10 protein-coding genes are annotated in these 13,001 nt (G+C 69.8%); 9 read left to right on the top strand and 1 reads right to left on the bottom strand.

The genetic code is table 11. From position 1 onward, the window contains the following. Window position 1: 1 nt before the first annotated feature. Window positions 2–955 (bottom strand): AAA family ATPase, encoded by a 954-nt coding sequence (locus tag EV644_RS06930; RefSeq protein ID WP_132188341.1) that lies wholly within the window; start codon window positions 953–955, stop codon window positions 2–4. A 304-nt stretch (window positions 956–1,259) separates the two neighbouring features. Here EV644_RS06930 and mraZ point away from each other — a divergent pair, with 304 nt between their 5' ends. The 9 genes from mraZ to ftsW all read left to right on the top strand — a co-directional run bounded on the left by mraZ (window position 1,260) and on the right by ftsW (window position 13,001). After that, entirely contained in the window at window positions 1,260–1,691 is a 432-nt protein-coding gene (gene mraZ / locus EV644_RS06925) for a division/cell wall cluster transcriptional repressor MraZ (RefSeq protein WP_132188004.1), read from the top strand. Window positions 1,692–2,031: 340 nt separating this feature from the next. Further along, on the top strand, window positions 2,032–3,006 hold the full coding sequence (rsmH, locus tag EV644_RS06920; protein WP_132188005.1) for a 16S rRNA (cytosine(1402)-N(4))-methyltransferase RsmH: 975 nt from the start codon (window positions 2,032–2,034) through the stop codon (window positions 3,004–3,006). After that, the gene (ftsL, locus tag EV644_RS06915) at window positions 3,006–3,746 is read left to right on the top strand and encodes a cell division protein FtsL (protein WP_241997997.1); all 741 of its coding nucleotides are present in this window, start codon (window positions 3,006–3,008) and stop codon (window positions 3,744–3,746) included. The genes rsmH and ftsL overlap by 1 nt, the downstream gene beginning before the upstream one ends. Window positions 3,747–4,464: 718 nt before the next feature. Beyond that, a complete protein-coding gene (locus EV644_RS06910; protein WP_241997999.1) occupies window positions 4,465–6,195 on the top strand; it encodes a peptidoglycan D,D-transpeptidase FtsI family protein in 1,731 nt (576 codons plus the stop codon). Between the two features lie 50 nt (window positions 6,196–6,245). Continuing rightward, entirely contained in the window at window positions 6,246–7,787 is a 1,542-nt protein-coding gene (locus EV644_RS06905; protein WP_241998000.1) for a UDP-N-acetylmuramoyl-L-alanyl-D-glutamate--2,6-diaminopimelate ligase, read from the top strand. Beyond that, on the top strand, window positions 7,784–9,178 hold the full coding sequence (locus tag EV644_RS06900) for a UDP-N-acetylmuramoyl-tripeptide--D-alanyl-D-alanine ligase (RefSeq protein ID WP_132188007.1): 1,395 nt from the start codon (window positions 7,784–7,786) through the stop codon (window positions 9,176–9,178). The genes EV644_RS06905 and EV644_RS06900 overlap by 4 nt, the downstream gene beginning before the upstream one ends. Next, on the top strand, window positions 9,175–10,251 hold the full coding sequence (mraY, locus tag EV644_RS06895) for a phospho-N-acetylmuramoyl-pentapeptide-transferase (RefSeq protein ID WP_132188008.1): 1,077 nt from the start codon (window positions 9,175–9,177) through the stop codon (window positions 10,249–10,251). Before EV644_RS06900 ends, mraY begins: the two co-directional genes overlap by 4 nt. Further along, a complete protein-coding gene (gene murD / locus EV644_RS06890; RefSeq protein WP_199239675.1) occupies window positions 10,248–11,690 on the top strand; it encodes a UDP-N-acetylmuramoyl-L-alanine--D-glutamate ligase in 1,443 nt (480 codons plus the stop codon). The genes mraY and murD overlap by 4 nt, the downstream gene beginning before the upstream one ends. A gap of 15 nt (window positions 11,691–11,705) precedes the next feature. Then, on the top strand, window positions 11,706–13,001 hold the full coding sequence (gene ftsW, locus EV644_RS06885; RefSeq protein ID WP_132188010.1) for a putative lipid II flippase FtsW: 1,296 nt from the start codon (window positions 11,706–11,708) through the stop codon (window positions 12,999–13,001).

Below are 13,001 nucleotides of genomic sequence, written 5' to 3'. Positions count from 1 at the left end.
CTCAGTCCCGACGAGTGCGGGGCAGCGGCACCGAGGCCACCAGCCCGGAGATGATGTCGGCGGCGCCCCGCCCACCGAGGTGGGCCTCTGCCGCCGTCAGGACGCGGTGAGCCAGCACCGGTACGGCGAGCTCCTGGATGTCGTCCGGGAGCACGAACTCGCGCGCGTCCAGCGCCGCCGCGGCCCGGGCGGCCCGGACCAGGTGCAGCGTGGCTCGTGGGCTCGCGCCCAGCCGCAACTCCTGCGAACGCCTGGTGGCCCCGACCAGCGCGACGGCGTACTCCTTGACCGACTCGGACACGTGCACCGAGTGCACGGTCTTCACCAGCCGCAGGATCTCCTGTCCGTCGGTCACCGGCTGGAGAGTGTCGAGGGGCTCGGCGGCGGCGTGCCCGTCGAGCATCCGGATCTCGGCGGCCGGCTCGGGGTACCCCATCGAGAGCCGGGCCATGAAGCGGTCGCGCTGGGCCTCGGGGAGGGGATAGGTGCCCTCCATCTCGATCGGGTTCTGCGTCGCGATCACCATGAACGGCGCCTCGAGCTGGTACGTCGTGGTGTCGACGGTGACCTGGCGCTCCTCCATCGACTCCAGCAGCGCGGCCTGCGTCTTCGGCGAGGCGCGGTTGATCTCGTCACCGACGACGATGTTCGCGAACACCGCACCCGGCTTGAACTCGAAGTCGCGGACCTCCTGGTTGAAGACCGACACGCCGGTGATGTCCGACGGGAGCAGGTCCGGCGTGAACTGGATCCGCCGCACCGTGCAGTCGATCGACCGGGCCAGCGCCTTCGCGAGCATCGTCTTGCCGACGCCCGGCACGTCCTCGATCAGTAGATGTCCTTCGGCCAGCAGCACGGTCACGGCTACTTCGACCACGTCGGGTTTGCCCTCGATCACTGTCTCGATGGCTCGGCGGACCCGTCCCGCCACCTCCGTCAGCTCGTCGAAATCCATCGCCGAGCTGGTCGCGGTGGTGCTCACCCTTGGTCCTCCCCATTGGTTGATGGCCGATTCATTCTCACCTGGCTCAGGGGTCCGGCCTAGATCTCCGCGCGTTTCGTTACCAGTCGTTTCGGCGTTCATCGAAATGGCCCTCACCCGTTGTTGCTGATCTGTGACCTCCAGCGTACGGGGGAGCGAAACGGGGTGGATTTGGTTGACGGTGGGGCAAAGTGGAGTAAGGTGGAGCGCAGTGGTACTGAAATGGTGGACAACAAGCTCGACCTGAGTCGGAGGGTCCGCAACGGGGAGGTGGAGCGTGTTCCTCGGAACTCACTTCCCCAAGCTCGACGACAAGGGCCGGCTGTTCCTGCCGGCGAAGTTCCGGGACGAACTCGCGGAGGGTCTGGTGATCACGCGCGGACAGGAGCGGTCGCTGTTCGTGTGGCCCGAGGTGGAGTTCGTCCAACTGACAGAGCAGCTGAAGCAGGCCCCGATCACCAACAAGGGTGCACGGGACTACCTGCGGATGTTGTTCGCCGGCGCCTCGAACGAGGTGCCGGACAAGCAGGGCCGGGTCACCATCCCGCCGATGCTGCGCGATTACGCCGGACTGGATCGCGATTGCGTCGTCATCGGGGCGATGAACAGAGTGGAGATCTGGAACACGGAGAACTGGAACAGGTACTCCGCGGAGCAGGAGCAGGCATTCGCCGACCTGTCCGAGGAGGTACTGCCCGGCATCTTCTAGAAGCTGCCCGCGAGCAGAGCCGGAGAGCGTCCGGTGAGATCACGGGTCCGACTTCCGACCTCCGGCCTTGGCGTCACTTCCCCGGCGCCAAGACGAGAGGTACTTCCCCGGAAGGCGTACCCGCGATCTGACCGGACGACGCACCGCTCCACCGCGACGGACGCTCACCCGCCCGGCACCACCCAGCCGGATCCAGACCCGCCGCAAACCGGGCCCGGAACCGGTCACCAGCAGGACGCAGTGCAAGAGAACCCGCGGGGGCTGGGTCGCTCCCGCGGCTATGGAAGGGTCGAGATGGACGGTGCTGAGCGCGGTGCGAAGGGTTCGGTGGGCTGACGCCATGCCGACTCCCGAGCCCTCCTCGCGCCACGTCCCGGTGATGCTCGACCGCGTCGTCGCCCTCCTCGCTCCCGCCCTCGCGCACTCCGGTGCCGTCCTCGTCGACGCCACCCTCGGGCTCGGCGGTCACTCCGAGGCATTCCTGCGCACCTGCCCGGAGGCCCACCTGATCGGGCTCGACCGCGACCCCGAAGCACTCCGCCTGGCCGGCGAGCGCCTCGCGCCGTACGCCGAGCGCACCACGCTGGTGCACGCCGTGTACGACGAACTGCCGCAGGTGCTCGAGCGCCTGGACATCCCCGCGATCGACGGGATCCTCTTCGACCTCGGTGTCTCCTCCATGCAGCTGGACGAGGCGGACCGCGGCTTCGCCTACGCGCAGGACGCGCCGCTCGACATGCGGATGGACAGCACCGCGCCGACCACGGCCGCGGACATCCTGAACACCTACAGCGCGGCCGACCTGGCCCGGATCCTGTTCCAGTACGGCGAGGAGAAGTTCTCCCGGCGGATCGCGGACCGGATCGTCAAGGCGCGCGAGACCGAGCCGTTCACCAACAGTGCCCGGCTGTCCGAGCTGGTCCGCGACGCGATCCCGCAGGCGGCCCGCCGGACCGGGGGACACCCGGCCAAGCGGACCTTCCAGGCGCTGCGGATCGAGGTCAACGGCGAGCTCGAGGTACTGCGGCGCGCGCTGCCCTCGGCCGTCGCGGCGCTCGCGCTGCACGGCCGGATCGTGGTGATGAGCTACCACTCGCTGGAGGACCGGATCGCCAAGCAGACACTGGCGGCCGGCACCAAGACCGACGTGCCCGATGACCTGCCGGTGATTCCGGCCGGTCACGAGCCCTACCTCAAGCTGCTGACCCGCGGAGCCGAGCGGCCCACCGAGGAAGAGCTCGCGGAGAACCCGCGCTCCGCCTCGGTCCGGGTGCGGGCGGCCGAACGCGTTCGCGAGAAGGGCTTGGTGGCCTGATGAGCACTGTGTTCAGCCCGTCCAAGGCGCGGGTCACGCCGACGCCGGCTGCGAAGGCGGAGCCGAAGCTCAGGGTGGTCTACGGCGCGCCGTTCCGGCCGCCGCGGATGCCGTTCGTCATCTTCGTGCTGTCGCTGCTCGCGGCCGGCCTGGTCGGTCTGCTGCTGCTCAACACCGAGCTGCAGCGCGGCACGTTCCAGGTGACCAGCCTGAACCAGCAGGCGGACCAGTTGCGCGACCAGCAGGAGCAGCTGGAGCGGCAGGTCCGCACGCTCGAGTCGCCGCAGAACCTGGCCGACCGCGCCCTGAAGATGGGCATGGTGCCGAACCCGAACCCGGTCTTCCTGCGGCTGTCCGACGGACAGGTGCTCGGCGTGCCCGCCGAAGGCAAGGCCGGCACCGGTACGGCGATGTTCGGCCCGGGGACGCCGACCGGCGCGACTACCTCCACACCGGTGGTCCCGAAGCCGCCGGCCGTCACGCCCAAGCCGCCCGCCACCGGCACCACGAACCCGCCCGCGGGCAACCCCACGCCGAACACCGGAACCGCCAACCCGGCCAACAAGCCGCCGGCCAGTACCACCACCAAGCCGCCGGCCGGTACCACGACGAAGCCGCCAGCCGGCACCACCACGAAGCCGCCGGCCAACAAGCCGCCCGCGACACCAGGCGCAACATCGGGAACGACGACATCAGGCACCACGACAGGGGCAGGCGCCAACACAGCGACCGGGGGCTGATCGGATGACGGAGCGACGGGGCAACGAGCCGCCACGCAGGCGTGGCGGCGATCCGGAGCGGGGCGACCCGCTCCGGCGGGCCTCGCCTCGCCGTCCGGCCGCTACGGAGAGCGGGCGCTCCAATGCGCAGCGTCCCGGTCGCACTGGCGAACCCGGCAAGGGGGAGCCGCGGAGGCGCACCGGGGAGCCTCGCGGGGAAGCACCCCGCGTCCCCCGGGAGGCGGCCGATGGCAAGGCAGCCCCCAGGAAGACAGCACCGCGTGCTGACGGACCGCGCAAGGCCACGGGAGAGCCTCGCAAGTCCGCAAGCCGCGCCGGTGAGCCCCGCAGAAACCCGAACGGCCCTCGCAAGACGGCCGCCGCACGCGACGCAGCCGACCCGCGCAAGACACCGGCACGCCGACCGTCTGCTGCCAACCCACGGAAGACTGCGGCCCCGAGGAAGGCCGCGGATCCGAGGAAGAGCGCGGATCCGAGGAAGAGCGCGGCTCCGAGGAAGAGCGCCGCGGCGAAGAAGGCCGCTCCGAGGCGCTCACGGAAGGTCGCGGCTGTTGCGGCAGGCAACGGCCGCGCCGCGCCGCGTCGTACCGGGGGGCAGCCGCCCAGGAAGCGACCGCCGCAGAACAGGCGGCCACCGCGCCGGCCGAGGCCGAAGCGTCCGCCGCGGACGCTGAAGCTCGGTCGTCCCGCGCTGCGGCTGCGGGTGACCTTCGGCGTGATGGCGTTCGTGCTGTCACTGTTCGCGGGCCGGCTGATCCTGCTGCAGGGCGTCGACCCCGACTCGTACGCGCTGGCGGCGACGAAGGAGAACACCAAGCCCTTCGTGCTGCACGCGTCTCGTGGCGCGATCCTGGATCGCAACGGCGTGCCGCTGTCGGTGTCGGAGGACGCGGTGGCGATCACCGCCGACCCGACCCAGACGACCGCCGTCGCTCCTCAGTTGGCGACGCTGCTGGCGGGCAGGATCGCCGGTACGTCGTACCCCGAGCTGCTGGCGGACCTGACCCGCAAGGGTCGCTATGTGCTGCTCGCGCACCAGGTCAGCCCGCAGACGTGGAACCAGATCGAGGCCGAGCTCAAGGCCCGCAACGTCAAGATCAACGAGGCGAACAAGGGTCTGCCGAAGGAGCAGGAGGCGCCACTGCTGGCCGGCCTCTACACCGAGTCCGACCCGGTCCGCAGCCACCCGAACGGCACCATCGCCGCGAACGTGGTCGGCATCGTCGGTGCCGAGGGCAAGGGTCTGGCCGGGCTCGAGTACGGCCTGAACGACAAGCTGTCCGGACAGGACGGCAAGGCGATGTACGAGGTGGATGCCAAGGGCAACAAGATCCCGAACGCCGACCACACCGTCGAGGAGCCGAAGCCGGGCGTCACCGCACAGCTCACCCTGGACGCCGACCTGCAGTGGTTCGCGGAGAAGCGGATCGAGCAGGCGGTCAAGCAGTACAAGGCGGCGTCTGGCACCGTGGTCACCATGGACGTCAAGTCCGGTGAGGTGCTCGCGATGGCCAACTACCCGACCTACGACCCGAACAAGCCGGTCAAGACGGGTGCGCTGAAGAACCCCGCGCTCGAGCAGGTCTACGAACCGGGCAGCGTGCAGAAGGTGGTCACGATGGCCGCGCTGGCCGACGCCGGCAAGATCTCGCTGGACACCAAGCTCAAGGTGCCCGGCAGCATCTCCGTGCAGCGGCGGACGATCCGGGACCACTTCGACCACGGCACCCTGAACCTCACCATCGCCGGTGTGATCGCCAAGTCGTCGAACGTCGGCACCATCATCGCGTCGCAGCAGATGCGGATCCCGGAGTTCGTGCACTACCTGAAGGACTTCGGCTTCGGCGAGCCGACCGGGCTGAACTTCCCCGGCGAGAGCCGCGGCCTGATGCCCCCGGGTGACGAGTGGACCGAGCTGACCCGGTCGAACGTGGCGTTCGGCCAGGGCCTGTCCGCGAACGCCGTGCAGATGACCGCCGCGGTGAACGCGGTCGCCAACGGCGGCGTCTACATGCCGCCCAAGCTGGTGAGGAACTACGTCGACGGCAACGGCACCACGATCCCGAACCCGGCCGCGCCGCCGCGCCGGGTGGTCAGCGACTCCGCGGCCAAGCAGGTGTCGATGATGATGGAGGCCGTCACCGCCAAGGGTGGTACGGCGACCCAGGCCGCGATCGACGGCTACCGCGTAGCCGGCAAGACCGGTACGGCGCAGGAAGTGGACTCGGCCTGCGGCTGCTACCGCAAGTGGGCGACTTCTTTCGCCGGATTCGCTCCCGCCGACAACCCGCGCTTCGTTACGTACGTCGTACTGCAGAACCCGACGAACGGGCGCAGCGGTGGTGGTCAAGGAGGCCCGGTGTTCCGCGATGTGATGAGTTACGCCTTGCAGAAGTACGTCGTCCCGCCGACCGGTGCGAAGCAGCCCGTCGTGCCGCTGACCTGGTGACGCTGGGTCAGGTAGGTATGACAAGGCCCGGAGCGGTAGCCTCTGGGCCCGTGTCCACCCCAACCGCCGCAGGCGGAGCCGTCGCGGCGATCAGGCCTCGGCGGACCGTACCTGTCGGCCTTGCCGAGCTAGCCCGAACCGCCGGAGCGCACGCCCCGACGGGCATCTCTGACGTCTCAGTGACCGGCGTGTCGCTCGACTCCCGCTCGATCCTGCCGGGAGACCTGTACGCGGCGCTGCCGGGCGCGATCACGCACGGAGCGGGCTTCTCCGCCAACGCGCACGCCGCGGGAGCGGTCGCCATCCTCACCGACCCGAGCGGCGAGGAACGGGCACGAGCCACCGGCCTGCCCGTGCTGGTCGTGGCCAAGCCGCGCGAGGTACTCGGCGCGGTCGCCTCGAAGATCTACGGCGAGCCGACGAAGGAACTGCGCCTGCTGGGCGTCACCGGGACCAACGGCAAGACCACCACCAGCTACCTGCTCGACTCGGTACTGCGGAACGTCGGCTGGACCGCGCTGATCGGCACGATCGAGACGCGGATCGGCGACGAGGTGGTGAAGAGCGTCCGGACCACGCCGGAAGCCACCGATCTGCAGGCGCTGTTCGCGGTGATGCGAGAGAAGGCCGTGGCCTCCTGTGCGATGGAGGTGTCCAGCCACGCGCTGGCGATGGGCCGGGTGGACGGCGCGCGCTTCGCGGTGGCCGGGTTCACCAACCTGACTCAGGACCACCTGGACTTCCACAAGACCTTCGAGGAGTACTTCGCCGCCAAGGCGTCGCTGTTCACGCCGGAGCGGTGCGACCTGGCCGTCGTGAACATCGACGACGAGTACGGCCGCCGCCTCGCCACCCAGACGGTGGTTCCGCTCGTCACGGTGTCGACCACCGGTGACGCCGACTGGACCGTCAGCGGGACGCGCCAGTCGGAGCACGGCACCACCGTCCTCGACATCCAGGGGCCGCCGGAGTCACTGACCGTCGAGATCGGGCTGCCCGGCGACTTCAACGTGGCGAACGCGCTGCTGGCGGTGGCGATGCTGCGGCAGCTCGACGTACCGGCCGAGGCGATCGCCGCGGGGCTGCTGCACGCGGCGGTGCCGGGGCGGATGGAGACCTTCTCCCGCGCAGACGGTCTGTCCGTGATCGTCGACTACGCCCACACGCCAGACGCCGTCGAGCTGGCGCTCGTCGCCGCACGGACGGCCACCAAGGGCAGGTTGTTCGCGGTGGTGGGCTGCGGGGGAGACCGCGACCCGGGCAAGCGGCCCGCGATGGGTGCTGCGGCAGCCCGTGCGGCGGACGTGGTGATCGTCACCGACGACAACCCGCGCAGCGAGGACCCGGCGGCGATCCGCGCCGCGGCGATCGAAGGCGCGCGGGCGGCGGTGCCGGACGTGGATCTGCGCGAAGTGGGCGACCGCCGGCAGGCGATCGCCACCGCGATCGAGCTGGCCGGCCCGGGGGACACCGTGGTGGTGCTCGGCAAGGGCCACGAGACAGGACAGGACGTCGGCGGCGTGATCCACCCGTTCGACGACCGTGAGACCGTGCGCCAGTTGATGGCGGCGACCCAGGAGACAGCACTGTGATCCCACTCAGTTGCGGCCAGATCGCCGAAGAGGTGGGCGGTGAGCTCGCCGGCGTCGATCCGGCGGCGGTCGTCGACGCCGCGGTGGTGATCGACTCCCGCAAGATCGAGCCGGGCGGCCTGTTCGTCGCGTTGCCGGGCGAGCACGTCGACGGGCACGACTACGTCGCCGCCGTGGCCGAGGCCGGCGCGACCGCCTCGATCACCGCGCGGCCGATCGACGGCAGCCCGTGCATCGTGGTGGGCGACGTGCAGACCTCGCTCGGCGACCTGGCCAAGTACGTGATCGGCCGGCTGCCGGACCTGACCGTGATCGGGCTGACCGGATCGCAGGGCAAGACCAGCACCAAGGACCTGATCGCCCAGCTGCTCCAGCCGTACGGCCCGACGGTCGCGCCGGTCGGCTCGTTCAACAACGAGCTCGGCCACCCGCTGACGGCGCTCCAGGCGGACGAGAACACCCGGTACCTGGTCGCGGAGATGGGCGCCCGGCACGTCGGCGACATCACCTACCTGTGCCGGATCACCCCGCCGAAGGTCGGCCTGGTGCTGAATGTCGGCCACTCGCACATCGGCGAGTTCGGCAGCCAGGACGCGATCGCCGTTGCCAAGGGCGAGCTGATCGAGGCGGTCGTGCCGGGCGGGACCGCGGTACTGAACGCCGACGACCCCCGCGTCGCCGCGATGGCGAGCCGGACCGACCAGCCGGTGATGACCTTCGGCGAGGCACCAGCGGCCGACGTACGAGCCGGTGAGCCGAAGCTGGACGGCGACGGGCGGGCGGCCTTCACGCTGCAGCTCGACGGGGAGCAGCACCTCGTTCAGCTGCAGCTGGTCGGCGAGCACCACGTGGCGAACGCGCTCGCCGCCGCGACGGTGGCGCGGGCGCTGGGCCTCACCCCGCAGCAGATCGCCGACGGCCTCAACGCCGCCACCCTGGTGTCCAGCGCGCGGATGGAGGTCACCCGACGGTCGGACGACGTGACTGTGATCAACGACGCCTACAACGCGAATCCGGACTCGGTCCGGGCCGCGCTCAAGTCGCTGGTCGCCATCGGCCGGAGCCGGGGCGCCCGGACCTGGGCGGTGCTCGGCGAGATGCTCGAGCTCGGCGACACCAGCAGGGAGGAGCACGACGCGGTGGGCCGACTGGCTGTCCGGCTGGATGTGAACCGCCTGGTCGCGGTCGGCGAGGGAGCCCGGCCGATCCACCTGGGCGCGTCGCTGGAAGGATCCTGGGGCAACGAGTCGGCCTTCGTGGAGACGATCGACGACGCGCTGCAGCTGCTCCGGGCGGAATTGCGGCCCGGAGACCTGGTCCTGGTGAAGTCGTCGAAGGCGGCCGGCCTGAGACGGCTGGCCGACGCCCTGCTCGAGGAGGCTTCGCAGTGATCTCCATCCTGCTCGCGGGCGCTGTGTCGATGGCGCTCACGCTGCTCGGCACGCGCTTGGCGATCAATCTGCTGGCCGGGCGCGGCTACGGCCAGCTGATCCGCGACGACGGCCCGACCTCGCACCACACCAAGCGCGGCACGCCCACGATGGGCGGCGCGGTGTTCATCATCGCGGCCATCGTCGGGTACTTCGCGGCGAAGCTGTTCACGATGACCCCGCCGAGCGCCTCGGCGCTGCTGGTGCTGTTCCTGTTCGCGGGGATGGGCGCGGTCGGCTTCCTGGACGACTTCATCAAGATCGTCCGGCAGCGCAGCCTCGGCCTGCGCAGCAAGGCGAAGCTGGCCGGCCAGACGGTGGTCGCGGTCGCGTTCGCCGTACTGGCGCTGCAGTTCCCCGACGACCGCGGTCAGAGCCCGGCCTCGCCGTTCATCTCGTTCATCCGCGACATCCCGTGGCTGCACCTGGCGCCGGTGCTCGTGGTGATCTGGATCCTGCTGCTGATCGCCGGTATGTCGAACGGCGTCAACCTGGCCGACGGGCTGGACGGCCTGGCCACGGGTGCCTCGATGATGGTGTTCGGCGCCTACACGCTGATCTGCATCTGGCAGTTCAACCAGAGCTGCGCGACCGCGCCGGGCTCCAAGTGTTACGAAGTACGGGATCCGCACGACCTTGCCGTCGTCGCGGCCGCGCTGACCGGCGCGTTGTTCGGCTTCCTGTGGTGGAACGCGTCGCCGGCCAAGATCTTCATGGGCGACACGGGTTCGCTGTCGCTCGGCGGCGCGGTGGCCGGCTTCGGCGTGATGACCCGGACCGAGCTGCTGGTCCTGCTGCTCGGCGGCCTGTTCGTCATCATCACCGCCTCGGTGATCCTGCAGGTCGGGTGGTTCAAGATCACCAAGCACACCTCCGGCGTGGGCAAACGGCTGTTCCGGATGGCGCCGCTGCAGCACCACTTCGAGATGCTCGGCTGGGAACAGGTCAACGTGGTGATCCGGTTCTGGATCATCTCCGGCCTGTGCGTCGCCACCGGGCTCGGCTTGTTCTACGCGGAATGGGTGGCCGGATGACAGACCTGCAGGACCGGAACGACAAGGGCTGGGCGACCACCCGGTTCGTCGTGCTCGGCTTCGGTACGGCGGGCTACGCGTGCGCGGACTCGCTGCTGCAGGTGGGCGCGGAGTACGTCACGGTCCTCGACGACCGGGACAACGAGGCGCTGCGCGAGAAGGCGCAGATCCTCGAGACCCTCGGCGCCACCATCAGGCTGGGCCCGGGCAGCACCGCCGAGCTGCCGGCCGAGGTGGACGTGGTGGTCACCTCACCGGGGATCCCGCCGCACGCCCCGCTGCTGGCCGCCGCTGCCGAGCGCGACCTCCCGATCTGGGGCGAGATCGAGCTGGCCTGGCGGCTCCGCGACCCCGCCAACGCCGCACCCTGGCTGTGCGTCACCGGGACCAACGGCAAGACCACCACGGTCCAGATGCTGACGTCGATCCTGACCGCGGCCGGGAAGCGGGCGGTTGCCGCCGGCAACGTCGGGCTGCCGCTGCTCGAGGTGGTGATGGACCCCGAACCGTACGACGTGATCGCGGTCGAGCTGTCCAGCTACCAGCTGCACTTCACCCACTCGATGTCCGCGCACTCCGCGGCCGTGCTGAACCTCGCCCCGGACCACGTCGACTGGCACGGTTCGATGGATGCCTACGCCAAGGACAAGGGCCGGATCTACCAGAACTGCCAGGTGGCCTGCGTCTACAACGTGGCCGACCCGGCGACCGAGCAACTGGTGATGGACGCCGACGTGATAGAGGGCTGCCGGGCGATCGGCTTCACCCTCGGCACCCCCGCCATCTCGATGGTCGGCCTGGTGGACGAACTCCTGGTCGACCGCGCGTTCGTCGAGCAGCGGGCCTCCTCCGCCCTCGAGCTGGCCACCATCGAGGACATCACCCCGCCTGCCCCGCACAACGTGGCGAACGCGCTCGCGGCGGCCGCCCTGGCCCGGGCGTACGGCGTACCGGCGTCGGCGGTGCGGGAAGGGCTGCGGGCGTTCCGGCTGGACGCGCACCGGATCGCGCAGGTAGCCGAAGTTGCCGGGGTCAACTATGTCGACGACTCGAAGGCGACCAATCCGCACGCGGCGCAGGCTTCGCTGCTCGCCTACGAGCACGTCGTCTGGATCGCCGGCGGGCAGGCGAAGGGTGCCACCTTCGACGAGCTGGTGACCGCGGCGAAGGACCGGTTGCGGGGTGTCGTGCTGCTCGGCCAGGACAAGCAGGTGATCGCCGAAGCACTTGCCCGACACGCGCCGGATGTCCCGGTGATCACCGTGGACGCAACCGACACTGGAGCAATGGAGATCGTAGTGGGGGAGGCGACGAAGCTGGCTCGGGTGGGTGACACCGTGCTGCTCGCGCCCGGCTGCGCATCCTGGGACATGTTCGCCAACTATGGAGCCCGCGGAGACGCCTTCGCGCAAGCCGTACACCGGCTGGGCGACCACTGATCCGGAGGTGATCGCATGACGACGATCACGGATCAGCCGAACACCGGTCAGTCGAAGGACGGGCCGGGCTCGAGCACCGAGCGCCCCTGGCCGGCAGCGATCCGGGAGGTGCTGGACCGCCCGCTGACGTCGTACCACATCCTGCTCGGCGCGACCGTGCTGCTGCTGGTGCTCGGGCTGCTGATGGTGCTGTCCGCGTCGAGCGTGCTGTCGCTGCGCGCCAACGGGAACAGCTACACGATCTTCTACCGCCAGCTGATCTGGGTCGGCGTCGGCCTGCCGATGGCGTACGTCGCCTCCCGGATGACGCCGCGGCACTTCCGGATGCTGTCGTACGTCGCGCTGCTGGGGTCGGTGTTCCTGCTCGTCCTCACCTACGTGCCGGGACTCGGCGTCGGCGTGAAGGGCAACACGAACTGGCTGAACCTCGGTGGTCCGCTGCAGATCCAGCCGAGCGAGTTCGCCAAGCTGGCGCTGGTGATGTGGTGCGCGGACCTCTACGCCCGCAAGCAGAAGCTGCTGACCCAGTGGAAGCACCTGCTGGTGCCGATGGTGCCGGTCTGCGGCCTGGTGATCGCGCTGATCGTCGGCCAGCACGACCTCGGCACCGCGCTGGTGCTGATGGCCGTGATGCTCGGGATGATCTGGGTGGTCGGCGCGCCGACCCGGCTGTTCGTCGCCACCATCGTGGTGGTCGGCACTATCGCCATGTACTTCGTCACCACGGCGCAGCACCGGATGGACCGGCTGATGAACTTCACCAACCCGCTGTCCGACCCAGGCGGTGTGGGCTGGCAGGCCTACCACTCGTTCTACGCCCTGTCCACCGGTGGCTGGTGGGGCGTCGGGATCGGCAACAGCCGGCAGAAGTGGGGCAACCTGCCCGAGGCGCACACCGACTTCATCTTCTCGGTGATCGGCGAGGAGCTCGGCCTGATCGGCTCGCTCACCGTGCTCGCGCTGTTCCTCACCCTGGCCTACGTCGGGGTCCGGATCGCGACTCGGAACACGGACCCGTTCGTCCGCTACGCGAGTGCCGGGATCACCGTCTGGCTGATGGCCCAGACGCTGGTCAACCTCGGCGCCGTCATCGGACTGCTACCCATCGTGGGTATCCCGCTCCCGCTTTTGTCGTACGGTGGGTCCGCACTGCTGCCGACGCTGATCGCGATCGGCATGCTGCTGTCCTTCGCGAAGGCGGAGCCCGGCGCGCAGGCCGCCCTGAAGGAGACCAGGCGGCCTCGGTTCGGGTGGATGTCTTCGTGGCGCACACCTGGCCGAACCGGCCGTGAGAACACGCGGGAGCGTTGA

The sequence above is a fragment of the Kribbella orskensis genome, from assembly GCF_004342085.1.
Taxonomy (GTDB): Bacteria; Actinomycetota; Actinomycetes; order Propionibacteriales; family Kribbellaceae; genus Kribbella; species Kribbella orskensis.
This window is presented reverse-complemented; position numbering and strand designations above follow the sequence as displayed.